We start from the raw sequence: 26098 nt of genomic DNA, 5'->3' as shown, positions 1-26098 counted from the left end.
ATGAAAAAGACCCGCCTGGCCGCTATCGATATTGGGACAAATTCAATTCGCTGCATTGTGGTGGAAGTTGATCCGCAAGGCAAATTTACCGTGCTGGATGACGAAAAGGCTACGGTGCGCCTTGGGGAGAATCTGAGCAAAAGCGGCCTGATATCACCAGTGGCCTGCGGCAGGGCGGTTGATGCAGTCGGCCGGATTCAAAAGCTTATTGAAGGCTTTAATGTTGATGAAGTAGTGGCTGTTGCTACCAGTGCAATTCGAAATGCTCTCAACGGTCGTGCTCTTGTGGATGATCTGAGCCAGGGACTTGGGCGTGAGATAAACGTTATTTCAGGTCAGGAAGAGGCCGAACTGGCTGCCATTTCAGCTTTGTACAACTTCGATATGAGCGGGAAGCGTTATGCCATGATTGATATCGGTGGCGGTAGCGTTGAGATCGTATTTGCACTAGGGAATCATATTGAAGAATACTTTTCCCTCGATCTGGGTGCTGTGCTAATGACTGAGCAATTCTTTACTTCTGACCCGATCAGAATGAGCGATTATGATGATTTCAGACGCCATGTCAGGAACGAGCTCAAAAAGGTTTTCACCGGCGAAAGGGTTGTGGTTCAGAGTTTTATAGGTTCCGGAGGGACCATAACTTCTCTCGGCGGAATGGTCATGAACATGAGGCAACAGGACTTCACCTCCGTGCATGGATATGAAGTATTGCGATCTGAAGTAGTGCATCTTCTGGCCATGCTGATGCGTAAAGATGTCAAAGCCAGACGAGTCGTGCCCGGTCTCAATCCTGAACGCGCTGACATTATTGTCGCCGGATTGGGTGTGGTAGATGAACTGATGAAATTTTTCGGTGCCAATCTACTGCAGGTTAATGAACGCGGCATCCGCGAAGGCTTGATACTTAAAGCCATTAAACGAATGGGTATAATGCAGAATGGCTCCCAACGCACTTGGCGTACCTCGGTACTGGAGTTTGCCCGCTCTTGCCATTATGACGAATCTCATTCTCGTCATGTTGCCAATCTTGCCCTGGCGATATTTGAACGGGTGGCCGAGGAATCGGTTCTTAAGAAGAGTGAGCGCCGCATGCTTGAGGCTGCGGCACTGCTGCATGATATCGGTTATTTCATCAGCTACAACAGTCACCATAAACACTCGTACCATTTGATCCGTCACGCTGATCTTTTTGGCTTTACCCCACGAGAACGCGAAATCATTGCCCAGATTGCCCGCTACCACCGCAAGGCGTTACCTAAAAAGAAACATGCCGAGTTCAGCCAGTTGAATGACAAGGATCGTCTCCTCGTCAATCGTCTTGGGGGGATTTTACGCCTGGCTGACGGGCTTGATCGACGTCGTAGTGGCCTAGTGGAAGTGGTTGACCTCAATAGAAGTGGTGATGTCTATACCTTTAAATTGCTGGGAACAGAAGATATATCGGTAGAAATTTTTGGAGGTAACGCAAAGCGAGACTTATTCGAAAAATCTTTCGTTTGTCAGGTCAAGCTTATAACCGGATAACGAGTTGCTGGCGTGTGAGGTGGTAAGGCTGGGGGAATAGAATCCTTCAGCCTTTTTAGTTCAATAACAGGTTGTTGAAAATCTACTGCGGGGCCAATCTGCGGCGTTGCCACTCGCTCAAAACCTCAACGTACAAGCAAGTACGCCTCGGCTTTTCGCTGGCTTGCGCCTTGCATTTCGGCCTCCTCATGACGTTTTTCAACAACCTGTTAGTGCAATAATTATGGCCGGGTCAGTATTTCAAGTCTTTCAAGATATTCCAAAGCGTCCTGCCGGGTAGTGCCGCACATCTCTTCACTGGGACACAAGCTGCTGCAGACTGAAGGGCGGGAAGGATCACCGAAGAGACTGCACCGCAGATCTGGTGTCAGCTGGATGCATGGTGTTCCTGCCGGTTTGCCCTTCTCCATGCCTGGTACTGATGAAGAAATTGATGGTGCTATGCAGCAGGCCGCACAGTCGCTGCGGCACTCTTTTATTGTCGTTTCATTCATAGCTTTCCCTTACACAGTTGATTTGAATATACAACATCGCGCTGTCGTTTAAAACGCAGGAAGCTATTGCACTTGACCAAAACAGCGATAAACTGTACAAATAAAAAATATTTCTGTTTACATGGAAGGCTGATGATGGACAGGTTGCAGGCGCATCAAATCCTGAAAGATTTGAAACTGAAAATAACTCCAAAACGTGTTGAAGTTATCGGATGTTTGGCTGACGAACCCTCTTTTCTTTCAGCCGATCAGGTATGGCATCGTCTCAAGCCGCGATTGTCGCAGATTGGTCTTCCCACCGTGTACCGCATTCTCGATGAACTCTCCGAAGCTGGGGTTGTTTCCAGAATATTCATGGCTGACCGTAAGCAGTACTATTTCCTCTGTCCAAATCCGGAGCATCATCATCACTTTGTGTGCGAAGCATGCCGGCAGGTTGAGGATGTTGAACTCTGCGGTTTTGATGCTGTTGCCCGTGATCTGTCAGCGCGTTCAGGAGCCCGGGTTACATCCCATATCCTTCAAATCAACGGTATCTGTGCTGCCTGCAGTCTGGCTGCAGAAGCCGCACCAGGAAAAGAGCTGACAGCAAAATGACAGGCATCCACTCTCAAAGAATTACAACCTATTTCATCTGTTTTACCCTCATGCTTCTTGTTGTACAGGGATGTTCACGCAGTAATGACATCCAGGCCAAAAATGACAAGGGAAAGCTGCAGGTCGTTGCTACGCTCTTCCCGATCTACGATTTCACAAGAACGATTGTGGGTAACCGTGGAGGTGTCTCTCTGCTGCTGCCGCCAGGCAGTGATCCCCACAGCTTCGAGCCCAAGCCGGACGACATCATGCGAATCGGTCGGTCTTCCTTGTTTATTTACACCAATCCATCCATGGAACCCTGGGCCGCAAGGATAATTAAGGGAGTCGATCATAAGAAGTTTGAAGTGATTGAATCCGGAACCAAAGTTCAGTACCTGAAAGCCGCAAACGATGGCGATGGCCATGTCCATAATGCACATGATGGAGCTGAAAAAATTGACCCACATATATGGCTTGATTTCGACAATGCCGCCATCATGGTTGACTCAATTCTGGCGGGATGTGTGTCAGCTGACCCGGCCAACGCAGGTTATTACGTGAAGAATGCCACTGCTCTGAAGAAAGCACTCCTTGACCTGGATACACGCTACCGCGAAGGACTGGCTTTGTGCGAGACAAGGACTCTGCTGCATGGAGGGCATTTCACCTTCGGATATCTTGCTCACCGCTATGGTCTCTCCTATCGCTCCCTGAGCGGAGTTTCTTCCGAGTCTGAGCCATCTGCTGCTGCAATGGCCAACATGGTGAGGTTGATACGCCAATCGGGTGCCCATTATCTGTTTGCAGAGGAACTGCTTTCTCCGCGCATCACAGAAATACTGGCCGCCGAGGCGGGAGTTGCTATCCTGAAATTGCATGGTGCACATAACCTGAGCAGGGAGGATTTTCAGCGCGGAGCCACATTCATCGGTTTGATGGATGAGAACCTGGCAAATCTGAAAAAGGGGCTGGCATGTCGCACGAAGTAGTCAGGGTCGAACGTCTTGGCGTCAGTTACCGTGTGGGTCAGGTCCTGGAGGATATCTCATTCTCGATTGAGGCCGGTGACTATGTCGGCATTGTGGGGCCTAACGGATCCGGCAAAAGTTCCCTGGTGCGTGCCTTGATCGGGCTGTGCACCATCTGTAGCGGATCAGCTTCCCTGTTCGGTGTTCCCTGCTCACGCTTCGACGAGTGGGGCAGGATCGGATATCTCCCTCAGAACCTTGGGATGTACAATCCGGTATTTCCCGCCACCGTTGCTGAAACAGTCGCTCTCGGACTGCTTTCACGTAAACGGTTTCCCCGCAGGTTGAACCGTCATGACCATGAAACTGTTGAACGTATGCTTGAAGAATTGGGTGTCAGTGACCTGAAAAGCAAGCTGATAGGAGAACTTTCCGGTGGGCAGCAGCAACGGGTCCTGCTGGCACGTGCATTGGTCAATGAGCCGGAGTTGTTGATACTCGATGAGCCGACAGCTGCACTTGATCCTGAAACACGTGAGCGTTTCTATCGCATTATTGCAGATATTAACCGTACCCGCGGAGTAACAGTTCTCCTGGTAACCCATGACACAGGTGCCATTGGTCAGCACGCTTCCAAAATGCTCTATCTTGACAAGCGCCTGCTGTTTTTCGGCAGCTTCGATGAATTCTGTTTGTCACCGGAGATGTCCGAGCTGTTTGGAGAGCATTCACAACACATTATGTGTCACCGGCACTGATTATGGATCTCGTGGAAATACTTACATACGGTTTTATTCAACGCGCATTGGTCGCCGGTACTCTGATTGCGCTGCTCTGCTCGGTATTGGGAGTTTTTCTGGTGCTGCGGCGAATGTCTCTGATCGGTGATGGTTTGGCTCACGTGACCTTTGGCAGCGCAGCCATAGCCCTTGCCTTGAAACTTTATTCCGCCTCTGCTCTTCTGGTATCACTTCCCATCGTGCTGCTTTCATCCCTTGGAATTCTCAAGCTGACAGAGAAAGCACGTCTGAGCGGGGATGCTGCAATCGGTATTGTTTCGTCAGTAGGGATTTCAGCAGGAATCATTCTGGCAAGCGTTGGGGGAGGGTATAACGTCGATCTGCTCAGTTATCTGTTCGGCAACATCCTCTCCATTACCCAGGAAGAGGTCTTTATTGCTGCCGGCCTCTTTTGCATCGTGATGGTTTTAATGCTTCTTTTTTACCACGAATTACTGGCTGTGACTCTGAGTGAGGAGATGGCCCGCGTCTCCGGCATACGCACCAATCTGATAAGCGCTGTGCTGGTATTGCTTACCGCACTCTCCGTAGTCCTGGCTATGAAACTTGTTGGAATCATGTTGATCTCATCGCTGCTTATTCTGCCAGCTGCCTCGGCCCTGCAATTGGCCCGCAGTTTCAAGGCCTGCGTCTGTATGTCCGCCATTCAAGGCTGTTCTTCTGTTATTGCCGGCATCTTTGTTTCCTTCGTTACCAACCTCCCCACCAGCGCAACGGTTGTATTGCTCAATCTGGCGTGTTTCGGATGTGCTTTCCTGGCGCGTTATCTGCTGGATCCCAAACGCAGTAATTAACCAAGTTTTATTTGCGAACGCATGCCATTTTGATGCTTTCCAAAAGCCCTAGCAGCAGTTTCATGCAGATTGGCTCCGCACGTGCGCTGGCTCCAAGGCAGCCCAATATACCCATTCTCCCTATAATCCCTGGCAAAGATTGCCATCCCCGAAATGTGTCCGATGCCCAGCCGAGTATTGTGGGAGAGAGATAATCCCATGAAATACCAGATCAGGAATTGCAGGCCCATTGATGAAAATCAGCAGGATCAACAGTTGGTATGAGCAGTGGAGGAAGGATATTGTTCTTGATTGTTTTAGATAGATACGACAGGAGGCCGCGTTGTCGTTGCTGAGGAATGGATCTTCATGGAAATAATTCTGCTTCCTTTAATAAAGGTGCGACACGGTCTTTGACAGACAATATCGGTTCCCCTGATAATGGCCAGTTGATGGCCAACTCAGGATCATTCCAGGCAATGCAGCGTTCATGTTCAGGAGACCAAAAATCGGTGGTCAAGTAGAGAAATTCAGCCTCGTCCGAGGTAACGCAAAATCCATGGCCGAAGCCGGGAGGAACCCACATTTGACGCTTGTTGGCTTCAGAGAGGGTGGTGCCAAACCAACGGCCGCAGGTAGGTGAACTGCGGCGCAGGTCCACTGCTACATCGTAGACTTCACCCTTGATCACTCGTACAAGTTTTCCCTGGGGGTGCTGGATCTGATAATGTAGTCCCCTCAGGACTCCACCCGCTGAGCGGGAGTGGTTATGCTGCACAAAACGGACGGTAAGGCCGGTAAGTTCGTGCCAGAGACGTTCATTGAAGCTCTCAAAGAAGAAACCGCGATCATCCCCGAAAACTTTGGGTTCAATAACAAGAACTTCAGGAATGCTGGTTTGGGTAATGGTCATGGGAAGCTCCTGTTAACAACATCAGCGAAGGTCATTTTTAACAAATTAACATCGGGAACTGCAAGTTATACTTTTCGCGTGGAGAGTTCCAAAGGTTGGCTTTTTGTTTAAAGCGAGGTATTATCGACACCATGATAACTTCAACTGTCATGAGCAACGGTGTTCGCGTCATTACCCACCACATACATTACATGCATACTGTTTCCATCGGAATCTGGGTGGCTAACGGCACCCGCAACGAGTCATCGGAAAATAACGGTGTTGCTCATTTTATCGAACACATGCTGTTCAAGGGTACCAAACGACGCACCGCGCGGCAAATCTCTCTTGAAATTGATTCAATGGGAGGCATCCTGAATGCCTTCACCAGCCATGAATATGTCTGCTACTATGCCAAAATATTGGCAAAGTTCATGCCCCGCGTTACGGACCTGCTAACCGATATCTTTCTGCATTCCACTTTTCCGGCCGACGAATTGGAGCGGGAGCGCAATGTTATCCTGCAGGAGATAAAGATGCGGGATGACTCGCCGGATGAATACATCCATGACCAGTACCATCAGAACTTCTGGGCAGGCCATCCTCTCGGCTTTTCAATTCTTGGAACTGAGGAAACGGTTGGAGCTCTTACCCGTGAAGATATAATCAGTTACAAACAGAGCCGTTACCGTCCCGAAGATATTATCATCTCTGCTGCCGGCAACGTACATCACGAGGAACTTGTCGGCCTGGTGGAAGAGGCTTTTTCACTTTTGACGTCCGAATGGGTACCGCAGTCGCAGCCAAAGGTTTTACATAACGGAAAACGAGTAAATCTTTATGAACGCGATCTGGAACAAACCCTGATCTGTCTGGGGGCCCGCGCTCTTTCACAAAACCATCCTGACCGTTTTGCCCTGTTCCTGCTCAATACCATTCTTGGTGGAGGCATGAGTTCACGGCTTTTTCAGGAGGTCAGGGAAAAGAAAGGTCTGGCCTATTCGGTGTATTCCTATGTTATTTCACACGCCGATTCAGGTTCTTTGGTGGTGTATGCCGGTTCTGAACAGAAACAGTGCCGTGAAGTGGTTGCCATCGCGTTGAGTGAAATGGCGCGACTGAAACTGGAAAAAGTACCCCAGGATGAGCTCGATTCTGCCAGGGAACAGTTAAAGGGAAAGCTGCTCATGTCACTGGAAAGCAGCGATAACCTGATGACGCGCCTGGCCAAGAACGAGATATACTTGCAGCGGCATCAATCGGTGGAAGAAATTCTGGATGAGTTTGATGCCGTTACTTCTGACGATATTCAACGGTTGGGGAGTGAATTGTTTGATGGTACCTGTCTTAATCTTGAAGTAATGGGAAAGACCAAAGGTCTCGGTCTGAATGTTGACATGCTGAAGCTGTAGATTTCAATCTCTTCCTGTGTGACCAAATCCCCCTGCACCACGCACGCTTTCCTGGCTGAATTCCTGCACCACTTCCAATGCCGCCTGGGTTACCGGCATGAACATCATCTGGCAGATACGCTCACCAGGCTCAACGATATAGGGTTCGGTACCACGGTTGTAAATGCCAACGCCAATCTCCCCCTGGTAGTCGGAATCAATTACACCGATACAATTGGCCAGTATGATACCGTGCCTGATGCCCAGCCCCGAGCGTGGGACCAGCAGTGCCACAAGCCCAGGGTCATGAATGCTGATAGCAATGCCACTGGGAATGAGAACAGTTTCTCCTGGAAGAATTGTTCTGGAGCTCTCAAGGCACGCGCGCAAATCCATAGCTGCGGAACCGTTAGTCGCATAGCTTGGTAGAGGTATGGCTGTGCCCATCAGAGGATTCATGATTTTGGTTTCAATTTTATGACTGTTCATGTAAATTCCCGAATTTCAAAATGATATCCTGCCAGTGCGCGACAGAATACTTGAACAGGGCTAAAATACAAAGTAAAACCTGATTGCAAGGAGGGCCTCTATTATGACAGATCAGCGTGTTGTCCAGTTTGCTCAAATTCTTGTGGATTACTCGACTCGTGTAAAAGAGGGGGACGTAGTTCTGATCAGCGCCGCTGGTTTCGAAGCTATGCCATTGGTCAAGGAGCTGTATGCCCTTTGCCTGCAGCGCGGTGCAGCCTATGTGGAATATTCTTTTTCAGTTCCTGAAATAGATCGGAATTTTTACAATAACGCCAGTGATCAGCAGTTGGGCTATTTTCCCCAGCACAAGTTGGATTTCTATAAAACCGTTACCGTTTATATAGGCATCTCTGCCGGTAATAACTCCATGGTCATGGCCAATGCACGTCAAGAAGCCATGGTGGCTTACCAGAAAATTACCAAGCCGCTGGTGGACCAGCGTGTCAAGCATACGCGCTGGGTGGTGACTCGTTTTCCAACCAATGCCGCGGCTCAGGAAGCAAGGATGAGCTTGGATGAATATGAGGACTATCTTTTCTCCGCTTGTTGTATTGATTGGAATGAAGAATCCCGCAAGCAGGATAAACTAAAGAAATTAATCGATGAAACCAATCATGTTCGTATTGTGGCTCCAGACACTGACTTGTCTTTTAGTATTGCCGGATTGCCGGGAATAAAATGTGACGGTCGTTTTAATATGCCGGACGGTGAGGTTTTCACTGCGCCGGTCAAAGATTCTGTTCAAGGACATATTACCTACAACTGTCCCAGCATCTACCAGGGTAAAGAATTCAACTCTGTTCGCTTTGAATTCAAGGATGGCAAAATAGTGGACGCCAGTGCAGGGGGCGATATGACTGCCATGCTCAACCAGATTTTGGATACTGATGAGGGGGCCCGTTACATAGGTGAGTTTTCACTGGGTATCAATCCCGGCATTCGCCAGCCCATGCGCAACATCCTTTTCGATGAAAAAATCTTTGGCTCGATTCACTTCACGCCTGGCGAAGCATATGATGAATGTGATAACGGCAATCGTTCCGCAGTACACTGGGACCTTGTCAGGATACTCAGTGATGGAGAGATCTGGTTTGACGATGTATTGATCCAGAAAAATGGATTTTTCGTCCACAATGAACTGCTTGAATTGAATCCTGAATAACATTTCAAGGCCGCAAAGAGGTATTTATGACAGAAGTACATAAACCGATCGTTGAATTCGAACATGATGATTTTGATTTTGCCACCATCGAAGAAGAAGTCCGTGTAGATGAACGCTGCCAGACTCTGTTGCAGCAATTTTACCAGCACCTTCAGGACAGTGGCTTGGAACTTCAGCATGCCTCTGACCTTGCCTATAGTGCCGATCTTTATCTGCGCGACTACCTGCTTGATTTTGCCAGACAGAATGTAGTGTGTCCCAAGCCTGGCATTGTCAGACGTTTTGCTGCTACCTGGTTTATTACCAATACTCTCGATCCTGATATGAATGTATTGGCTCGGCACCTCGAAGCTATCAGTCATTTTTATCGTTTTCTTCATCTTGAACATTTTATTTCGTCCGAAGAGTTGGCTGTAATGGAGGATGAAGCGCATCAAAACGACTACTACCAGCAACGGATAAACAGTTTTCTCGCTATCCATGGTGACGGCTATATTGCATGGGAAGCGGAATGTCCACTAAGGGCTGAATAATACTAAAAGGCGGACCGAGAAATGGCATTTACGGCATTAAAACCTGTCACTGTGACAATATTGAATCAAAAACATCTTCGTAAAGATTGGTTTTTTGATTTCGATGGGCAGGAATTTAAGCTGTGTTTTGAGAATCTTGCCAATGAAATGGAAAAACTCGGGGTGAAACTTCATCTTTTGCGTAACAGAGAGGTTGAAATCTGCATCAACAGTTACGCAGATTTGTTAAATGCCCTGAAGATATCCTCGCCTGAGGCTGGCCACACCAATCAATGCATCGGGCACATTATCGGCAAGAGTGAACACCTTGATATCCTGGAAGACCTGAAAATTGCTGTCAAACGCATTGCCTTTGCCCCTGAAACCATTGCCCCTGCCAACGAGTTTCGAAAAGTCTGCCATAACTGCGGTTGTGGGTGCTGAGATTCCAGATGAATAGAAGGTTCCATGCCTGTTTCTGATGCCGCACTTGAGGTTCTGCTTCAAAAAATCAACCTGCTCGTCGATCGCTTGACTCCCCCGTTGGCAGAGATTCCTGATTTCGAACATTACCACGCCTTCCGCTGGGAAAGGGCAGGGGAGACAGGCCGGCTTGTTCCCGTAGCTCATCCCCATCTGGTCGATCTTAATGAGCTTGTCGGTATCAATGACATCCGCGAAGAGGTAGTTCGCAATACCGCTCAATTCGTTAACGGTCTTCCCGCGAACAATGTCCTGTTGTGGGGGGAGAGGGGCTGTGGCAAATCTTCTCTGGTCAAGGGACTCTTAAAGCCATTTGGTCCAAAGGGTCTGCGCATTGTTGAACTTAAGCGGTGGGACATAATGTCCCTGCCACAGATAGTTGCTCAGTTACGGAACTCTTCCTGCTATTTTTTACTGTTTTGTGATGATCTTTCTTTTGATGAAGGGGAAGGAGATTTCCGCGCTCTTAAAACCCTGCTGGATGGCGATATTGAAGAAAGACCTGCAAATGTTCTGATCTACGCCACATCGAACAGACGCCACCTTATGCCGGAACGGGCTCATGATTCCCTGAACGATGAAGAAATTCATCCTGAGGAAGCGGTTGGTGAAAAGCTGGCCTTGTCTGATCGTTTCGGCCTCTGTTTTGGATTTTACAGATTCGATCAGAATGAATATCTCGCGATTGTTCGTCACTATGCAAAGTTGAGGAAGATTTATATTTCTGATGAAATTTTATGTGATAAAGCCTTGAAATGGTGCATGTACACTGCCAGGAGAAGTGGACGCTCGGCCCGCCAGTTCATCGATGATCTGGAAGGGCGTCTGCGTCTGGAAAAAGGTTAGGAGCCTGAAAAATTTATTCTTTTGCCGGTATTGCCCAAATGCCGTAACATGTGTGACCTCGTGTAACTTGTGTCGGCACGCCAGAAGAATGATCTACAGTTGCTTCTGAAGGGAGAATGTAATGGGGACCGAACTGCCGCAAACTGTGCGTAAACTGCTGGCCTCACAACCAATAGAGCTGCCTATTTTTCATCCTGTTGCTCTCAAGCTCCAGCGTATGCTTTCCAACTATGATTTCACAGTTGATGAGGTTGCCCGTGTTGCTAATGAGGATATGGCGCTTGCCATTCAGATGCTTAAAATGGCAAACTCTCCCATGTACATGGGGCGTACCAAGGTTGCTACCATCAAAGAGGCCGTTGTTCGCCTTGGAGCCCAGTCGGTCATCAATATAGCCATTGCCGCCTCCCAGGCCGCTGCCCATGCATCCGACAATCCTACCCTTGACAGCAGCATGAAGGCGCTTTGGCAACATAGTCACTGCAGCGCTCTGGGGGCTCGATGGCTGGCGCTTAACTGCGGTATGCGCGGTGCGGCAGATGAAAGCTATTTGGCCGCTCTGCTGCATGATGTCGGCAAACTCTACCTGCTCAAGGCTGTCGAACGGCTGGTCAAAGCGGGTGTGATTAACTCCATGTTTGACGATGAACTGGTGCTGGAAATTTTTGAAGTCATGCATGTCGAACAGGGAGTGCGCCTGGTACAGCACTGGAATTTTCCTGCCATGTACAGTGAGGTTATCAGCGCTCATCATGCGGATGCATGGGATACCGATAACAAGATGCTTGCCATTGTGCGTTTTATCAACATGGTATGTCACCGTAACGGGTTCGGACTTGTACATGAACCGGAACTGAAGTTGGCAGGAACTCTTGAAGCCGAGATATTGGGCATCAGCGACTTTCAGATTGCCGAGCTATTGGCATTGATGGATGAGGCAAGGGATGAGGAAGTATAACGATCTTTGCTGTTGTTGTGAGGATGGATATCTAACTGCTCATGCATAGCTTTGTCCCTTATATTCAGCTGCTGCGGCCGCGCCAGTGGCTGAAAAATCTGATGCTGTATTTTCCCCCCTTTCTTGGCGGTACTCTGCTGCAATCCAATATTGCTGCCGGCATCTTACCCTTGGCAATCTTCTGTATGGTTTCCAGTGCTATCTATATCATTAACGATATCCTGGACATCAGTAATGACAGCCATCACCCTGAGAAATGCAACCGACCATTACCTACTGGCCGTGTGTCTATTCCAGCCGCGTTGCTGCTTGCCATCTGTCTGATTAGCAGTGGCATATCACTAGCTTCAGCATACCTTCCTGCCAGCTTTATGCTCTGCCTGGCTCTGTATATACTGATTTCATTGGCTTACACATTCAAGCTCAAAGAGTATGCCCTGATTGATTTATTTTGTATCTCGTCAGGTTTTATGCTGAGGCTTAAAGCCGGTGGAGTGGCGTTCAATGTTACGATCTCGGAATGGCTGTTTCTAACAGTTTTTCTGCTTTCGTTTTTTTTGAGTACAGGTAAGCGTTTTAGTGAAAAGAAACGCCTCGGTGCTACTGCAGTCAGGCATCGCAAGGTACTGGACATGTATCCAAGGGGCTTTCTGCAGGGACTAATGTGCATGAGCGCTGCTGCCGTATTGGTGACCTACGCCATGTACGCAATTTCGAAAAATTCTTCTCTGCTGCTTTATACAGTACCTTTGTGCTGTTTTGGTCTGATGCGCTACATGATCAGGATTCAGTCCGGTAGCAGTGGCGATCCTACGGAGTCACTGCTGAAAGACGGGCCTTTATTTGCGACGGGTCTGGTTTGGGCGATCATGGTCGGATGGGGGATCTACGGAACATGAGGCAGAGGCTTCTGAAATGGTTGTACCGAGTATTTCCTTTTGATTTAAAAGGAGACTGTGTTGTGCCTCCAGCAAGGGATGGCATTCGGGTCTCATGTGTGATTAATTTTTATGGGCGTTTGGACCTGTTGGCCGGAATTTTACACTCTCTAGCCCAACAGAAGTATGACAGAGAAAGCTTTGAAGTCGTTTTGGTGGAGGACAAGGGTGGCACTGCAGCTGGAAAGCAGTTAGCAGAAGAATTCTATACCTGTCTCAATACGGTCTATATTCCATTGGATAAAAACCATGGCAGCATGGGGTATTCACGGAACTATGGCCTGGCACATTCACGTGGTGACATTGTTCTCTTTCTTGATGACGACACTGTCTTAATGCAGCAAAATTTTCTTGAAGTTCTTGATGAAATGTTCAACCATAACTCTACTGTTGATGCAATAGTTCCCCATGGTCATGCTGCTTATTCTCTTGTAAACGGATATGATTTCCATGATTCCTATTTCATGACCAGCCGCTGTACAGCCTACCGGCGAAAGGTCTTGATCGAGCTCGGCGGATTCATGAATCATTTTGTCGGTCAGGAAGATGTGGAATTCGTCATACGCTTTTTGATGGCCGGTAAAATCTCTATGAATGTTGCCAAGCTTAACTATTTTCATCCCCCGTTACTCGTGCCGAACTTTCGAAAACCAAAAGCAGTGGGACATTCTTTTTATCTGTTGAAATCAAAATACCCTATGCCCATCTGGACCATAGCTCTACTTAACTGTTCTCGCCATGCACCGTTATACCTGCTTCCAATCAGGCGTTATCGCGAAATGGGACGTTTTGGAATAGGATTTATTGCTGGAGTGTTGTCATCGCTAGGTAGGCAAGAGGATTTCGGATATAACTGACGCTATGGAACAGCCTGAGATTGTTATAAAACCCGGCATGGGAGCTCTGCATTATTGGCGCGATATCTGGCGATATCGCGAACTGTTCTTGTTTTTGGCCTGGCGCGATATTTTAGTGCGCTATAAACAGACCGCCATTGGCATAGCCTGGAGTGTATTACGTCCGCTCGCAACCATGCTGGTATTCACCATCGTTTTTGGCAAACTGGCCAAACTCCCCTCCAATGGTGTTCCCTATCCAATCATGGTCTATGCCGCTATGCTGCCTTGGCAGTTTTTTGCCAATTCCCTCACAGAAAGCAGCAATTCTCTGATCGACAACTCTAATCTGTTGACCAAGGTCTATTTCCCTCGCCTGATCGTGCCCGCTGGCTCAGTTATCGTCAGTATGGTGGATTTTCTGATATCAGCAGTTATTTTGGGCGGCCTGATGGTCTGGTACCGTTTTCTGCCTGACATCCGAATTCTATTTCTGCCTGCTTTTTTCATGATGGCCTTTCTTGCCTCTTTCGGCGCAGGCTTGTGGCTGTCAGCGCTCAATGTGAAATATCGTGACTTTCGCTATGTGGTGCCATTTCTCGTCCAGTTTGGGCTGTACATCTCACCAGTCGGCTTTTCCAGTTCCATTGTTCCCGAGGAGTGGCGTGTCCTGTATTTCCTCAACCCCATGGTCGGTGTCATAGACGGTTTCCGCTGGGCACTGCTCGGTGATGCATTCCCGGTGAACTGGCCCGGTCTGGGGCTTTCTCTAATGCTCACTTTTTTGATGTTTGGTAGTGGTTTGATGTACTTCAGGAATATGGAAAGATCCTTTGCCGATGTGGTATAGTCGGCTTGGAGAAGATTTCATGACACGCGATCAAATACTCAACTTCCTTAAACAGCATAGGCAGGAAATGACTGAACGGTTCGGTGTGACCAAAATCGGACTGTTCGGGAGTTATGCCCGTGGCGATGCCCGGGAGGATTCCGACATAGACGTGGTTATTGAACTCGCTGTCTATACTGCTGATGGTTATTTCGGACTGCTTCATTTTCTCGAAGATAATTTTGAAAAGCGAATAGATCTGGGGATTGAATCGAATATCAAGCCCCTTATTAAGTCTTACATCCAGAAAGAGATCATTTATGTATGATCGTACGGACCTGCAGTATCTCCAGGATATTCTTGAGTCTATAGATGCTGCCATAGAATTTGTCAGTGGTTATGAAATTGACACTTTTTCCAGCGATAGAAAAACCAGGTCTGCGACAATTAGAGAACTGGAGATCATCGAAGAGGCAGCCAATAAAATATCGAAAACAATTAAAGAGGCTTATCCTGCGGTTCCCTGGAGGCTCATGAAGGATCTAAGGAATGTGCTTTCACACGAATATTTCGGCGTCAATAGTGAAGTCGTCTGGGATCTTGTTCAGCACAAGTTGCCGGTCCTGAAAAATCAGATTGATCTTATCATTACGACAAGAAAACAGTCTGTTGATAATAATTAATGTCAATTGTCATTTCCGTCGAAAATCTGGGGAAAAAATATAATCTTATCCACCAGCAGCGTGAGCCGTACACGGCCCTGCGTGATGTCATCACCAATGGTTTCACCTCCTTCGGCAAAAAAATAATCTCTCCTTTTATACCCAAGTCTAAACTTGCACGTTATCAATCTCCAACCTCTGAAGAATTCTGGGCACTCAAAGATGTTTCCTTCGAAGTCAAGCAGGGTGACCGCATTGGTATCATCGGCCGCAACGGCGCCGGTAAATCTACACTTTTAAAGATTCTCAGTCGTATTACAGAGCCCACCACTGGTAGTGTCAGGATAAAGGGGAGGGTGGCCAGCCTGCTGGAGGTGGGTACTGGGTTTCATCCGGAATTGACCGGCCGTGAGAATATCTTCCTTAACGGCGCTATCCTGGGCATGGGACGGGCGGAGATCAAAAAGAAGTTTGATGAGATTGTAGACTTTGCCGAGATTGAGAAGTTTCTTGATACCCCGGTCAAACGGTATTCTTCTGGCATGTATGTGAGGCTGGCTTTTGCCGTGGCTGCGCACCTTGAACCGGAGATCCTGATCGTGGATGAAGTGCTTGCTGTGGGAGATGCACAGTTTCAGAAAAAGTGTCTGGGGAAGATGGAGGATGTGTCGGCTAAGGAAGGGCGGACGGTTTTGTTTGTGAGTCACAATATGGGGGCGGTCCGTAGCCTATGTAGTCGTGCTATCCTGCTAGAGCGAGGGGGCACTGCTATGCAAGGTTCTGTGTCATCAACCATTGATACTTATCTGGAAGGTGTTGCAATCATAAATGCTTGTGATTTTAATCTTGCAGCGCTTCCTAGAGTTGGCAGCTTTGGCAGTCATTTACGTATCTTGCGTCTTTGCTTTAATCAAGGAATGGGTATCTGGCACGGGAAGCCACTTGAAGTGGAAATGACCTTTGATTGTCGCGCCGATGTCTTTGACGTGTCATTCGGCGTCGGACTCTGCAATCGAGATGGTGCGAGAGTGGTGACGATTGACTCGGACGCTCTCGGAAAACGTTTCAATTTGCATGGTGGAGAGCGAGGAGTGGCCAAGTTTTCGCTGGAAGAGTTCCAATTGGCTCCGGACACCTATACTCTAGATGTCGGCGCCCGCTCAGGCGATACGTTCGGTTTAGAGTACCTATCTCCCTGTGGCCAGATTTTCGTTGCTCCCAGCGATGTAACACCCTCGTCAATTGTGCTTCGCGAGTCTGTTTCCGGGGGATATCGACCGATCGCCCGCTGGGATATCAGTTGCCATTGACCGGGATATGGATGCAGCGGTATCAAGATGTTTTCCCGCAAATCATGAGTATTCTAAAATTCGACCACCCATAATGAAAAGTCATTTGTTTGATTAGAATCATCGGGAATTTGTTGATGAGTATTCTTCGTGATGTAATCAATATCATACGTGTTGACGGTCCGTTCAAAGGCAGCTCCATCCTCATACAAAGACTATACATGAGGGGAGCGCATTTGATAATTCTTTTGCTGGATGTCTGCCAGACTTTTGTTAGATGGTATGGGTATTACCTTAAGAGCCGTAGAAGCGGCAGACGACTCGTTGTCATCACGCTCATCGAACACATGGGGGACATCGTAGCTTGTGAGCCCGTGGCAAATCATGTTCGCGCCGAGGAGCCGAACGCCCTCATCCTCTGGTGCGCTAAAAAAAGCTATGGCGAGATCGTCCGGCAGTTCAGGGGAATCGACGCAGTCATCTACCTCGGCTGCCTTACCTCCTGGATCGCGCTGAGAAAATGGGCACATTTTGACAAGGTAGTAGATCTCCATATAAACGGACGTAGCTGCCACTCCTGCCGCATTCCGCTCCGCAAGAAAGAAGGCGATCTGCGTGTCACCATGGAGAACTATTACAATTATGGCTCCTTACTGGGGGCGTTCTGTCTCTCGGCCGGTTTACCTGTTCTTGATGGCCGGCCGGAGTTGTTGGTTCCGGATCCAGTCGTGAGGTCTGTGGATCGATTCGGTCTGCAGGGGCCGATCGTGGTGATTCATTGTTGCTCCAACGAGTCGTGCCGCGACTGGACGCCCTCGCACTGGAACGAGCTCATTGAGACTTTGCACGCCCGTTACGGAGTAACCGTGGTTGAGATCGGCTCCGAATCACCGCTCGATAGGCCGGAGTCTGTGCAGTATCGAAACCTCTGCGGTGAATGTTCCATACTAGAATCCGCCGAGGTGATCAAGAGAGCGCTTCTTTTCATCGGCATCGACAGCGGACCTGCCCATCTAGCCAATGCAGTGGGAACCTATGGCATCATCCTGCTTGGTGAGTACCTTTTGTTTCGTAACTACACTCCATACTCCGGAGCGTATGCGAACGGTAGCGGAGCCTCCTTGCTGAGGGCTCAAGGGAAAGTTTCCCTTATATCGGTCTCTCAAGTGCTCAAGACAGTTGAAGTGAGCGGTACTTTGTTGTCCGGCTCGGAAATCAATGGATCCCTGAAAAACACCTGGACAAACAGATGAACGATATTGCCGTCTTTACCATAGCCTCCACGAATTACCTCGCCTATGCACGTGTGCTGATGCAGTCGATCCGGAAGTACCACGATGACGTGGATCTGCACCTTGTCCTTGCCGACGAGTCAGAGGGACAACTGGAGGGCAGCGCAGAGCCTTTTGAGATTATTGAAGCAAGGTCCCTCGGGATTCCCGATTTCCAGCGCATGGCCTTTCGCTACGACATCGTCGAATTCAATACGGCGGTAAAGCCTTTCGCCTTCAGATTCTTCCTGCAGAAAGGTTACAAAAAAGTTATTTACTTTGACCCGGACATTCTTCTCTACCACGGCTTGCAGGACCTTTTCCGCCTGTTGGACCAGTACTCGATCATCGTTACCCCGCACATGACCGTGCCGCTGCCGGTAAATGATTCCTGCAGTCCCTCGGAGCAATCTTGCCTGTCTAGCGGCACCTACAATCTCGGATTCCTGGCATTGTCCGCTTCTAAAGATGCGAACAGTTTCTGTGACTGGTGGTGCGAGAAGTGTCTGACTTCCTGCTATTGCGAAGTCGAATCAGGTCTTTTCGTGGACCAGAAGTGGATCAATCTCGTCACCGCCTACTGGTCATCGGTTCATGTTTTGCGTCATCAAGGCTACAACATGGCCTATTGGAACCTCCATGAAAGGCGGCTCGATGGGTGCTTGGTCAACGGCGCGGTCCCGTTGGTGTTTTTTCACTTCAGTGGCATTACACTCCATGACCTTAATCTGATATCGAAGTACCAGAATCGTTTCACCCTCGAAAACCGCGGCGATCTTGCTTTTTTATATCAGGAATACCGTGGCTTGCTGCTGGCGCAGGGGCACGAGGAGCTCAAGCAAATAGGGTACAAGTACGGCCGTTTCAAAGATGGGACCCTGATCGGACCGGTCGCAAGAAGGCTATACCCGGCTGTTGCGGGGAACTATACCGACCCTTTTGACATTGGAGAAGAGAGCTACCACTCTCTTTTAAAAAGGAAGCGTCTGCTTGAGAAACCTTCCGCTCACATGAAATTTGTTCAGGATGTCATAGCCGATGACATCAAGAAAACTACCTACAGGCGATGGATAAATACCGGCTTCAGGATATTGTGCGGCGTAATAGGAATACGTCTTTATCACTTCTTGATGAACTTCCTGATCGAGAACTGCTTAATCAGGAAGCACGGTTTCTTGATTGTTGACTCGCCTCGTGGTGAAAGGGAAGAGCCTTGAAACGATGCGGCGCATGAGCGACGGAAAAATTGTCATATACGCCGAGTATTGTCATGACTTCGCCCAGCGTTTCTCTCCATTAGTCGAAGAGATAAGAAGGCACTACGGTTCATGCATTATTGCCGGTGTTTTTGCAGTTAGCGGGTCCCCCGCTGCGCGGTTTTGTATCGAAAATATCCCTTTAGTTGTTAAGCCCTTCGACGAGTTCTACTGCTTCCCGACTCCGGCAGCGGCAGCGGGTTATGTACAACAGCTATCGTTCCGTGAACTGTTGGTCTTTATCGATCACAACGTCACCGTGCATGATGAACTGCTGTACGCATCGACAAGGGAGCTCTTTCCCGGGCCAACCGTTCTTCTCAGGAACAAGGAGAGTGTGATCCGCTACCTGGCTACGGGATCTGATGATCATGACCTTGTCTGTCAGAAGCTCTCCAGAATCCGTTCGAGCAACACTTGGGAGGAGCTGAAGTTATGCCTGCTACGAGCCCTTGCCGGTTGCATAATCAGGGTGGGAAAAGTAATTCGTGCGGCGACAGGATCCGCAGTAAGCAAGCGTAAACAGATACTGTTTCTAAGGCTCGATCTCCTTGGCGATATGATCGTTACCATGCCGTATCTAGCAGCGGTAAAGAAGCAATACCCCCATGCAGAGTTGACGGTGCTGGCATCAAGCAAGGGTGCCGTCATCCTCAGGGAACAGGCAGCCATCGCTCAAGGTGTACTGTATGATCATCTTGAGGTATGGGATGCACCATGGCACCGTGAGGTACCTACCGCTCTGGGTGTGCAGGCATTGAGTAAGATGCTGAATCGCCTTCCGGAGTTGTGGCGCAGAGACTATGACATCATCGTTCAGCCGGTAAACTTTGGTACCGGGATTCTTTTCGCCTTGATGTGCCTTGGGAAGAGGGTGCTTGCTCCCATAGACCCACGGCTTCCCCTGTCCCTCTTTCTCCGAAAGTACGTAAGTGATCCTGTTGAAGTCCCTTCGGGCAGGATCACTCATATGAACGATTTCCTTGCGCTGACTTCCGAAAAGCTTGGCATAGCAGAGGATTCGATCAAGCCGGTTCTGCTGGTACAGAACGAAGTACGGGAACGGATGAGAAAACTCTTGGCCCAAAAAGGACATGACGAAAAGTTTATCATGGTGAACGTGGGCGCAGGAAATAAGCTGCGTTGCTGGGGAAGTGATAATTTCGGAAAACTCATCCTCAGGCTGTTGGAGCATGGTAATTACTCCATCGCGCTCACCGGGACCAAGGACGATGAGGTCGTCGCTGAAGAGGTTGAAAAGATTGCCGACCCCCACACTGTCAACACCACCGGGCGACTCAATCTCAATGAGCTGGTTGCTCTTACCAGCTTGGCCGATCTGGTAATCACTGCAGATACCGCTGTGATGCACATCGCTGCTGCACTGAAGAAACCGGTTGTTGCCATATTCGGAGCCGGACTCGTTGATTACTGCAGGCCGTTCAGGACAGATCATCTCGTTGTAAAGAACGAACAGGGATGTTCCGGATGTCAGGACAGATGTTTCACTGCAGTCTACCCGCCTCCTTGCATGGAGGCAGTAAAACCGGAATCGGTCTTCGATGCGACTGTCCATATGCTTTCGAAAAACACATTACATTGAATAGGGTAAGGGTCACACTGTGAATGCTATTATCAATCTGTTATCCCATCTGCCATTGCCGATCAGGCTTGTTCTGAGACGAGTTCTCTACTTCTACTACCGTCTAGGGGGCAGACCCAAAACGGAATTGGAATCGACAAAGGCAAGAGTACGCAGAGAAATGGAAGGTTTCTTTACCGCCTATTGCAATGGTAGAGGACTCGATATCGGCTATGGCGGTGACCTCTTGGTGCCAAACTGCAAGGGGTGGGACATTGAAAATGGAGATGCCCAACTTCTGCAAGGGCTGAAGGACGCTTCATTCGATTTCGTGTATTCCTCACACACGCTGGAACACATGGTCGATCCCATCATTGCACTGCGCAATTGGTGGCGTGTGGTAAAGCCGTCTGGTTACCTTATCCTGTACATTCCTCATCGTGACCTCTACGAAAAAAAGGAGACGCTCCCTTCAAGGTGGAATGGGGATCATAAGCACTTCTTTCTCCTTGATCGTGAGTTTCCGCCCGACACGAAGGATATCCGGAAGCTTATCCAGAAGGCGCTGAGCGGTTGCGACGTGGTGTATGCCAAGGAATGTTCGGAAGGTCACACTATCACCGATCCGAAGATTCATAGTGACGGAGAATATTCAATCGAGGTTGTTCTGAAAAAGTTGTCAGCATGAAACAGCCGTTACTTGATTCTCAAGTTATCAAGGCTGTTTCCTTCGATGTCTTTGACACTGTTTTCACGCGTAATGTATATCACCCTTCTGATCTGTTCCTTCGGCTACAAAAAAAACTAGCAGGCAATCGTCAGTTCTCTTCCAATATTCGTGAATCATTCCATAAAGTCAGAATGGAAGCTGAAGAAGAGGCCAGAAAGCGTCTTTCCGGCAGTGAAGAGGTTACCTTGGGGCAAATTGGGGTTGTGCTCGCCGAGTCAATGTCATTATCATCGGAAGAATTGTCTGCTCTGCATCAGGAGGAGCTTGATGAGGAGCTGCACTCCTTGTCAGCGATAGCCGCCATAGGTACTCTTATCAAGCAACTTCGTTATGCGGGCTGCAAAATAGTTTTCGTATCAGATATGTATCTTCCAGATGATGTCGTTAAACGGATGCTGCGTAAAGTTAATATGTTTGAACCGGAAGACTGTCTTTATGTTTCCGGTTCTCTTGGGAAAAAAAAAGCAACTGGTTCACTATTTAACCATGTATTGCATGATTTGAATATTCAACAAAACCAAATGATTCATTTCGGAGATTATCTCTGGAGTGACTACCTGATACCTCGCTGGAAATGTGGCATTCGATCTATTCCCGTAAGAATTGCAAGAAACAACAGGTATGAAAGGTTATTGGGCGAAACATGCCAATGTCTTTATTGCAGTTCTATTGCCGGTGCAAGCCGGGCAGGTAGAGTGGCTCTGGGGCGTGCTGATAATTCTGTCCATTCCGCTTTGAACACAATTGGTTGTAATGTGATTGGTCCGATTGTCGTAGGATTTATGCTTTGGACATTGCAACAGGCTGTCCAGGACGGGATCAAACGACTTTACTTTCTTTCCCGTGATGGCGATATCTTGTTGGAGGTTGCCCGTGAGCTAGTGAAGCGTTATGGGATTTCTGTCGACCTTCAGTATCTCTATGTTTCACGTACTGCTGTCTTCCCTGCCTTATTAGGAAAAGCAACTGCGGTTTCTTCCCTCACATGGTTGAAGGAAGATAATGTCATCCTGACACCTCGTATCATTGCCGACAGGCTTAAACTGAATGTCTTACATCTGCTGGATGAGCTTAAACGTGCCGGAATAGTACTTGATGGACCTGATATGCAAGTATCTAAGGTATTGCTTGATAGGATTTGTGCAGCCCTCATAAGCGATGATGTTCTGCATCAAATGCTGTGTGACAGCGGTCGTCATGCCTTTAGTTCTCTGCATGCTTATTTGCAACAGGCCGGTCTGTTTGATGGAACGAGGTTCGCCTTGGTTGATCTCGGTTGGCACGGCAGCATTCAGGATGCGATCCATGACTGTTTTGGGGACCAACTGGGCAGTGACGGCATTTCTGGTTTTTACTTTGGTGTTGATCGGCCGGGTAGTCCCGCAAACGGAAAATACGGTTTTGTTTTTAACCAGGATGACAATCCGGATGTTACAAAATTTCAACATTTATTCAGGCTTCTGATGGAAATTCTATGTTCAGGTCGAGAGGGGATGGTGCATGGTTACCGGCTAAATGCGCTGGGGCAGTTCGAACCGGTCTTTGGAGTTCCGGAGCATCCGTTGAACTGCGAGCGCGTTGAGAGTATACGATGTGGAGTAGGTTCATTTTTATCATGTCTTGATTTGCCAGATGGTTATCGTATTGACTTGAAGCATGTTAAACCGCAGATAGTAAATGTTTTGAAAATGCTATTCTTTTTTCCTGCCCGTGAGGAATCGGATGCAATCGGTGATTTCAGGTTTTCTGCAGACCAGGCCGGACATGCCGTTCATTGTGTTGCTCAGCCATTTACTTTGTTGAGCGCTTTGACCTACTTGACAAAGAACTCATATGCAGGCCGCTCTACGGTATCAAGCTGGTTTTTTGCGAGTTGGATACGCTCGAGTTGCACAGTTCGCATTCTTTTGTTACCGCTGGTGAGCATATTGAGACTTTATTATCTGAGAACCGGAATATTTCGTTTTGCAAAAATGAAGATATGGGACAGTGTTAACAGTTGTATCGATGGTATTAAAATGCCATTAAGATAAGTGCTTTAAGTAATTGCAAGTGAGCCGGTTTGCTGCTTTTTTTATGATAAAAGTGCGTACTATGATTTCATATCGTTGTCAGGAAGGTTGTTGACCTCGTGAAAGTCCTTATCCTCGGCGCTGGCCCCACCGGTCTTGGTGCCGCCTGCCATCTCCACAAGCTCGGTCATTCTGACTGGCTGCTCTTTGAATGCAACAGCCATGTTGGCGGCCTTTCCGCATCATTTCTCGATGAAAGGGGTTTCACCTGGGATGTAGGAGGGCACGTACTGTTCTCCCATTATGACTATTTCGACAAGGCCATGGCCGAGGCGCTGGGGGATGCCTGGTACGAACACCAGCGGGAAAGCTGGGTCCGCATCCTGCAACGCTGGGTGCCGTATCCTTTCCAGAACAACGTGCGCCACCTGCCGGATGAGGCGCTTCGGGAGTGTGTCGAAGGATTGCGTTCACTCTCTGGTACACCGGGCGATTCGGCCAATTTCAGGGATTGGATGCATGCGGTCTTCGGCAGCGGCATCGTCAAACATTTCATGGAGCCCTATAACAGCAAGGTGTGGGGTGTGCCCCTGGAAATCATGAGCAAGGAGTGGATCGCCGAGCGGGTCAGTGTGGTGGATCTGGCGCGCATAGAGCGCAACATTGCCGAGCAGCGTGACGATCTGAGCTGGGGGCCGAACAATACCTTCAAGTTTCCTTCCTGTGGCGGTACCGGAGCCATTTACGAAGCCATTGCCGATCGCTTCCGGGACAGGATCCACCTCAACCATGAGATGACCTCCATTGATCTGGATGCCAGGCAGGTGCGTTTCGCTAATGGGCGGGTTGAGTCATACGATGTGCTGATCAGCACTGTTCCGCTGGACCTGCTGGTAAGGGCCTGCACTGGGGTGCCGGATCAGGTGAGGGGGGCTGCCGCAGGACTGGTGCACAACAGTGGCCTGATCGTGGGATTGGGGCTTGAGCAGCGCCGGGACGACAGCAAATGCTGGATGTATTTCCCCGAGGACAGTTCTCCCTTCTACCGTGTCACCAACTTTCACAACTACTCCCCTTTCAACGTGCCTGATGGGGCTGTGGACCGTTACTCGTCCCTGATGTGCGAAACGACCTATTCGCCCCACAAGCCGGTCTCCCGTGAGGATATCGTTGAGGAAACGGTGCAGGGACTGATTAACACCGGACTACTCTTTGAGGGCCAACGGACCAGCATCGCCAGCCGTTATCTGATTGATATTCCCTACTCCTACCCGGTGCCTACTTTGGGGCGGGATCAGGTGTTGGCCACGGTTCAGCCCTTCCTTGAGTCGTGCAATGTCTACTCCCGCGGCCGTTTCGGTGCCTGGAAGTACGAAGTCGGCAACATGGACCACTCCTTCATGCAGGGGGTGGAAGCGGTTGACCGCATACTAGCTGGAAAACCTGAACGTACGGTGAATGGCAGCTGATGCGCATCCGTCTGCTCAAAAGTCTGGATGCCGTCGCCGGCCGCCTGGCAGCTCTACTGTTGCGGACGCCACCAGCTGTCCCTGCGCCCGCGGCACCACGCAGCATCCTCCTCATCCGCCCTGGCGGCATAGGCGATGCAGTCTATCTGATTCCTGCCATCAATGCCCTTAGCGCAGCCTATCCCAATGCAACTGTTGATGTGCTTGCCGAAAGGCGCAATGCCGCCGCCTTTGACCTCGCGCCCGGGGTGCGCCGCGTCTTTTTGTATGATCGTCCCGCCGGGTTGGCTGAAGTCCTGAGAACTCCCTATGATGTTGTCATTGATACAGAGCAGTGGCACCGGCTTTCAGCGGTGGTTGCGCGCCTGTGCCGCGCTCCGTTCAAGATCGGCTTTGCCACCAACCAGCGCAGCCGTATGTTTACCCACTGCTGTCGCTACAGCCACGATACCCATGAAACAGCCAGTTTTATGGCTCTATTGGAGCCACTGGGAATACGCGGTGCGTCAGTCGAAGCGCCGTTTCTTGCTGTTCCGCCTGCAGCCGCAACGGAGGCGGATCGCCTGCTTTCCCGCCTTAGGGGACGTCTCTTGGTGGTCCTGTCTCCCGGCGCCAGCATAGCCGAACGCAGATGGGGCCAGGAACGCTTCAGACGTGTAGCCGAACTGTTAAAGGAAAGGGGTGTGGCCCTTGTGGTGGTGGGGGGAGTGGGGGATCGAGAGCAGGGGGATTATATCGTTGCCGGTGGACTGGGACTCAATCTGGCAGGCAGCACTTCCCTGTCGGTTACTGCCGGGATACTGCAGCGCTGTTCTCTTTTGCTGAGCGGGGATTCTGGCGTGCTTCACATCGGGGTGGGACTGGGAGTGCCGACCGTATCGCTGTTCGGGCCGGGCAGGATGCACAAGTGGGCACCACGGGGAGCAGGACATATTGTCATCGACAAGGGGCTAGCCTGTTCCCCTTGTACAACCTATGGCACCACGCCGGCCTGCCCGGAGGAGGCGCGCTGTATGAAGGAGATTGGTGTGGACGAGGTCTTCGATGCTGTCAGCATGCTGCTTGCAGCCAGTCCTGCCAACTCTTCTGCTACACAAGACCGGGTGGATGTGGGTTGAAACCTACTGGATCGGTGCCGGTGCGCACAGGTTCTCGGCGCAGTTGGCTTCAGCAGCGCAGGTAAAGCAGTAAAACTTGGGGTCGCTGGTGATTTTCTCGATTTCTTCCCGGTTGCCGCTGCTTTTTAGCATGCACATATGTGCGTGATGATTTCCCTGGCATGAGCACTGAATGTTTTTTTCCATGTTT

The 26098-nt window shown here is 49.4% G+C and carries 28 protein-coding genes; 24 read left to right on the top strand and 4 right to left on the bottom strand.

From position 1 onward, the window contains the following. Positions 1 to 1527, top strand: a complete 1527-nt coding sequence (locus tag KJB30_RS08270) for a Ppx/GppA phosphatase family protein (protein WP_214297903.1) — start codon at positions 1 to 3, stop codon at positions 1525 to 1527. Positions 1528 to 1748: 221 nt separating this feature from the next. Here the strand turns inward: KJB30_RS08270 and KJB30_RS08265 are convergent, their stop codons facing one another. Next, positions 1749 to 2021 (bottom strand): YkgJ family cysteine cluster protein, encoded by a 273-nt coding sequence (locus KJB30_RS08265; protein ID WP_214297901.1) that lies wholly within the window; start codon positions 2019 to 2021, stop codon positions 1749 to 1751. Between the two features lie 132 nt (positions 2022 to 2153). Between KJB30_RS08265 and KJB30_RS08260 the strand changes: the two genes are divergently transcribed. Genes KJB30_RS08260 through KJB30_RS08245 form a run of 4 tightly spaced genes read left to right on the top strand, consistent with a single transcriptional unit; the run spans position 2154 to position 5162 of the window. After that, positions 2154 to 2618: a Fur family transcriptional regulator gene (locus KJB30_RS08260; RefSeq protein WP_214297899.1), complete on the top strand. Its 465-nt coding sequence runs from the start codon at positions 2154 to 2156 to the stop codon at positions 2616 to 2618. Further along, positions 2615 to 3589: a metal ABC transporter solute-binding protein, Zn/Mn family gene (locus KJB30_RS08255; protein WP_214297897.1), complete on the top strand. Its 975-nt coding sequence runs from the start codon at positions 2615 to 2617 to the stop codon at positions 3587 to 3589. Before KJB30_RS08260 ends, KJB30_RS08255 begins: the two co-directional genes overlap by 4 nt. Next, positions 3574 to 4326: a metal ABC transporter ATP-binding protein gene (locus KJB30_RS08250; protein WP_214297895.1), complete on the top strand. Its 753-nt coding sequence runs from the start codon at positions 3574 to 3576 to the stop codon at positions 4324 to 4326. Before KJB30_RS08255 ends, KJB30_RS08250 begins: the two co-directional genes overlap by 16 nt. Positions 4327 to 4328: 2 nt before the next feature. Continuing rightward, positions 4329 to 5162 (top strand): metal ABC transporter permease, encoded by an 834-nt coding sequence (locus tag KJB30_RS08245; protein WP_214297893.1) that lies wholly within the window; start codon positions 4329 to 4331, stop codon positions 5160 to 5162. Positions 5163 to 5508: 346 nt separating this feature from the next. Here KJB30_RS08245 and rfbC read toward each other — a convergent pair whose 3' ends face one another. Continuing rightward, positions 5509 to 6054: a dTDP-4-dehydrorhamnose 3,5-epimerase gene (gene rfbC, locus KJB30_RS08240; RefSeq protein WP_214297891.1), complete on the bottom strand. Its 546-nt coding sequence runs from the start codon at positions 6052 to 6054 to the stop codon at positions 5509 to 5511. 131 nt (positions 6055 to 6185) lie between these two features. On the opposite strand from rfbC, the gene KJB30_RS08235 reads away from it, so the two are divergent. Further along, a complete protein-coding gene (locus tag KJB30_RS08235; protein WP_214297889.1) occupies positions 6186 to 7445 on the top strand; it encodes a M16 family metallopeptidase in 1260 nt (419 codons plus the stop codon). 3 nt (positions 7446 to 7448) lie between these two features. On the opposite strand, the gene dut is transcribed toward KJB30_RS08235, so the two are convergent. After that, positions 7449 to 7913, bottom strand: coding sequence for a dUTP diphosphatase (gene dut / locus KJB30_RS08230; RefSeq protein ID WP_214297887.1), 465 nt, complete (start codon positions 7911 to 7913; stop codon positions 7449 to 7451). Between the two features lie 103 nt (positions 7914 to 8016). On the opposite strand from dut, the gene KJB30_RS08225 reads away from it, so the two are divergent. The 18 genes from KJB30_RS08225 to KJB30_RS08140 all read left to right on the top strand — a co-directional run bounded on the left by KJB30_RS08225 (position 8017) and on the right by KJB30_RS08140 (position 25908). Next, entirely contained in the window at positions 8017 to 9117 is a 1101-nt protein-coding gene (locus tag KJB30_RS08225) for an aminopeptidase (RefSeq protein WP_214297885.1), read from the top strand. A gap of 26 nt (positions 9118 to 9143) precedes the next feature. Next, positions 9144 to 9650 carry a hypothetical protein gene (locus tag KJB30_RS08220; RefSeq protein WP_214297883.1) on the top strand — a complete coding sequence of 169 codons (507 nt, stop codon included), beginning with the start codon at positions 9144 to 9146 and terminating at the stop codon, positions 9648 to 9650. Positions 9651 to 9671: 21 nt separating this feature from the next. Continuing rightward, positions 9672 to 10073 carry a hypothetical protein gene (locus KJB30_RS08215; protein WP_214297881.1) on the top strand — a complete coding sequence of 134 codons (402 nt, stop codon included), beginning with the start codon at positions 9672 to 9674 and terminating at the stop codon, positions 10071 to 10073. Positions 10074 to 10097: 24 nt separating this feature from the next. Further along, positions 10098 to 10958, top strand: a complete 861-nt coding sequence (locus KJB30_RS08210; protein WP_214297879.1) for an ATP-binding protein — start codon at positions 10098 to 10100, stop codon at positions 10956 to 10958. Between the two features lie 121 nt (positions 10959 to 11079). Next, the gene (locus tag KJB30_RS08205) at positions 11080 to 11916 is read left to right on the top strand and encodes an HDOD domain-containing protein (RefSeq protein ID WP_214297877.1); all 837 of its coding nucleotides are present in this window, start codon (positions 11080 to 11082) and stop codon (positions 11914 to 11916) included. Between the two features lie 41 nt (positions 11917 to 11957). Beyond that, positions 11958 to 12815, top strand: coding sequence for a decaprenyl-phosphate phosphoribosyltransferase (locus KJB30_RS08200; RefSeq protein WP_214297875.1), 858 nt, complete (start codon positions 11958 to 11960; stop codon positions 12813 to 12815). Positions 12816 to 12877: 62 nt separating this feature from the next. Further along, entirely contained in the window at positions 12878 to 13711 is an 834-nt protein-coding gene (locus KJB30_RS08195; RefSeq protein ID WP_367618950.1) for a glycosyltransferase family 2 protein, read from the top strand. 4 nt (positions 13712 to 13715) lie between these two features. Beyond that, positions 13716 to 14540: an ABC transporter permease gene (locus KJB30_RS08190; RefSeq protein WP_214297871.1), complete on the top strand. Its 825-nt coding sequence runs from the start codon at positions 13716 to 13718 to the stop codon at positions 14538 to 14540. A 19-nt stretch (positions 14541 to 14559) separates the two neighbouring features. After that, the gene (locus tag KJB30_RS08185; RefSeq protein WP_214297869.1) at positions 14560 to 14847 is read left to right on the top strand and encodes a nucleotidyltransferase family protein; all 288 of its coding nucleotides are present in this window, start codon (positions 14560 to 14562) and stop codon (positions 14845 to 14847) included. Beyond that, entirely contained in the window at positions 14840 to 15202 is a 363-nt protein-coding gene (locus KJB30_RS08180) for a HepT-like ribonuclease domain-containing protein (RefSeq protein ID WP_214297867.1), read from the top strand. Before KJB30_RS08185 ends, KJB30_RS08180 begins: the two co-directional genes overlap by 8 nt. Then, positions 15202 to 16491: an ABC transporter ATP-binding protein gene (locus tag KJB30_RS08175; protein WP_214297865.1), complete on the top strand. Its 1290-nt coding sequence runs from the start codon at positions 15202 to 15204 to the stop codon at positions 16489 to 16491. The genes KJB30_RS08180 and KJB30_RS08175 overlap by 1 nt, the downstream gene beginning before the upstream one ends. Before the next feature lie 116 nt (positions 16492 to 16607). Then, positions 16608 to 17723, top strand: a complete 1116-nt coding sequence (locus tag KJB30_RS08170) for a glycosyltransferase family 9 protein (protein ID WP_214297863.1) — start codon at positions 16608 to 16610, stop codon at positions 17721 to 17723. Further along, positions 17720 to 18958, top strand: a complete 1239-nt coding sequence (locus KJB30_RS08165; RefSeq protein WP_214297861.1) for a glycosyltransferase family protein — start codon at positions 17720 to 17722, stop codon at positions 18956 to 18958. The genes KJB30_RS08170 and KJB30_RS08165 overlap by 4 nt, the downstream gene beginning before the upstream one ends. A gap of 13 nt (positions 18959 to 18971) precedes the next feature. Further along, a complete protein-coding gene (locus tag KJB30_RS08160; protein ID WP_214297859.1) occupies positions 18972 to 20600 on the top strand; it encodes a glycosyltransferase family 9 protein in 1629 nt (542 codons plus the stop codon). A gap of 19 nt (positions 20601 to 20619) precedes the next feature. Continuing rightward, the gene (locus tag KJB30_RS08155; RefSeq protein WP_214297857.1) at positions 20620 to 21267 is read left to right on the top strand and encodes a class I SAM-dependent methyltransferase; all 648 of its coding nucleotides are present in this window, start codon (positions 20620 to 20622) and stop codon (positions 21265 to 21267) included. Then, on the top strand, positions 21264 to 23342 hold the full coding sequence (locus tag KJB30_RS08150; protein ID WP_214297855.1) for an HAD family hydrolase: 2079 nt from the start codon (positions 21264 to 21266) through the stop codon (positions 23340 to 23342). The genes KJB30_RS08155 and KJB30_RS08150 overlap by 4 nt, the downstream gene beginning before the upstream one ends. Before the next feature lie 98 nt (positions 23343 to 23440). After that, positions 23441 to 24790 carry a protoporphyrinogen/coproporphyrinogen oxidase gene (locus tag KJB30_RS08145; RefSeq protein ID WP_214297853.1) on the top strand — a complete coding sequence of 450 codons (1350 nt, stop codon included), beginning with the start codon at positions 23441 to 23443 and terminating at the stop codon, positions 24788 to 24790. Further along, positions 24790 to 25908 (top strand): glycosyltransferase family 9 protein, encoded by a 1119-nt coding sequence (locus KJB30_RS08140; RefSeq protein WP_214297851.1) that lies wholly within the window; start codon positions 24790 to 24792, stop codon positions 25906 to 25908. Before KJB30_RS08145 ends, KJB30_RS08140 begins: the two co-directional genes overlap by 1 nt. A 3-nt stretch (positions 25909 to 25911) precedes the next feature. Here KJB30_RS08140 and KJB30_RS08135 read toward each other — a convergent pair whose 3' ends face one another. Next, positions 25912 to 26094 carry a hypothetical protein gene (locus tag KJB30_RS08135; RefSeq protein ID WP_214297849.1) on the bottom strand — a complete coding sequence of 61 codons (183 nt, stop codon included), beginning with the start codon at positions 26092 to 26094 and terminating at the stop codon, positions 25912 to 25914. Between the last annotated feature and the right edge of the window lie 4 nt (positions 26095 to 26098).

The organism is Pelotalea chapellei, from assembly GCF_018531195.1.
Lineage (GTDB): Bacteria > Desulfobacterota > Desulfuromonadia > Geobacterales > Pseudopelobacteraceae > Pelotalea > Pelotalea chapellei.
This window is presented reverse-complemented; position numbering and strand designations above follow the sequence as displayed.

Coding starts and splice junctions, on each gene's coding strand:
- KJB30_RS08220 (WP_214297883.1), top strand. CDS start 9,144: ATGACAGAAGTACATAAACCGATCGTTGAATTCGAACATGATGATTTT.
- KJB30_RS08175 (WP_214297865.1), top strand. CDS start 15,202: ATGTCAATTGTCATTTCCGTCGAAAATCTGGGGAAAAAATATAATCTT.
- KJB30_RS08200 (WP_214297875.1), top strand. CDS start 11,958: ATGCATAGCTTTGTCCCTTATATTCAGCTGCTGCGGCCGCGCCAGTGG.
- KJB30_RS08190 (WP_214297871.1), top strand. CDS start 13,716: ATGGAACAGCCTGAGATTGTTATAAAACCCGGCATGGGAGCTCTGCAT.
- KJB30_RS08165 (WP_214297861.1), top strand. CDS start 17,720: ATGAACGATATTGCCGTCTTTACCATAGCCTCCACGAATTACCTCGCC.
- KJB30_RS08215 (WP_214297881.1), top strand. CDS start 9,672: ATGGCATTTACGGCATTAAAACCTGTCACTGTGACAATATTGAATCAA.
- KJB30_RS08235 (WP_214297889.1), top strand. CDS start 6,186: ATGATAACTTCAACTGTCATGAGCAACGGTGTTCGCGTCATTACCCAC.
- KJB30_RS08180 (WP_214297867.1), top strand. CDS start 14,840: ATGTATGATCGTACGGACCTGCAGTATCTCCAGGATATTCTTGAGTCT.
- rfbC (WP_214297891.1), bottom strand. CDS start 6,054: ATGACCATTACCCAAACCAGCATTCCTGAAGTTCTTGTTATTGAACCC.
- KJB30_RS08150 (WP_214297855.1), top strand. CDS start 21,264: ATGAAACAGCCGTTACTTGATTCTCAAGTTATCAAGGCTGTTTCCTTC.
- KJB30_RS08205 (WP_214297877.1), top strand. CDS start 11,080: ATGGGGACCGAACTGCCGCAAACTGTGCGTAAACTGCTGGCCTCACAA.
- KJB30_RS08265 (WP_214297901.1), bottom strand. CDS start 2,021: ATGAATGAAACGACAATAAAAGAGTGCCGCAGCGACTGTGCGGCCTGC.
- KJB30_RS08210 (WP_214297879.1), top strand. CDS start 10,098: ATGCCTGTTTCTGATGCCGCACTTGAGGTTCTGCTTCAAAAAATCAAC.
- KJB30_RS08185 (WP_214297869.1), top strand. CDS start 14,560: ATGACACGCGATCAAATACTCAACTTCCTTAAACAGCATAGGCAGGAA.
- KJB30_RS08255 (WP_214297897.1), top strand. CDS start 2,615: ATGACAGGCATCCACTCTCAAAGAATTACAACCTATTTCATCTGTTTT.
- dut (WP_214297887.1), bottom strand. CDS start 7,913: ATGAACAGTCATAAAATTGAAACCAAAATCATGAATCCTCTGATGGGC.
- KJB30_RS08135 (WP_214297849.1), bottom strand. CDS start 26,094: ATGGAAAAAAACATTCAGTGCTCATGCCAGGGAAATCATCACGCACAT.
- KJB30_RS08140 (WP_214297851.1), top strand. CDS start 24,790: ATGCGCATCCGTCTGCTCAAAAGTCTGGATGCCGTCGCCGGCCGCCTG.
- KJB30_RS08225 (WP_214297885.1), top strand. CDS start 8,017: ATGACAGATCAGCGTGTTGTCCAGTTTGCTCAAATTCTTGTGGATTAC.
- KJB30_RS08260 (WP_214297899.1), top strand. CDS start 2,154: ATGATGGACAGGTTGCAGGCGCATCAAATCCTGAAAGATTTGAAACTG.
- KJB30_RS08160 (WP_214297859.1), top strand. CDS start 18,972: ATGAGCGACGGAAAAATTGTCATATACGCCGAGTATTGTCATGACTTC.
- KJB30_RS08270 (WP_214297903.1), top strand. CDS start 1: ATGAAAAAGACCCGCCTGGCCGCTATCGATATTGGGACAAATTCAATT.
- KJB30_RS08250 (WP_214297895.1), top strand. CDS start 3,574: ATGTCGCACGAAGTAGTCAGGGTCGAACGTCTTGGCGTCAGTTACCGT.
- KJB30_RS08170 (WP_214297863.1), top strand. CDS start 16,608: ATGAGTATTCTTCGTGATGTAATCAATATCATACGTGTTGACGGTCCG.
- KJB30_RS08245 (WP_214297893.1), top strand. CDS start 4,329: ATGGATCTCGTGGAAATACTTACATACGGTTTTATTCAACGCGCATTG.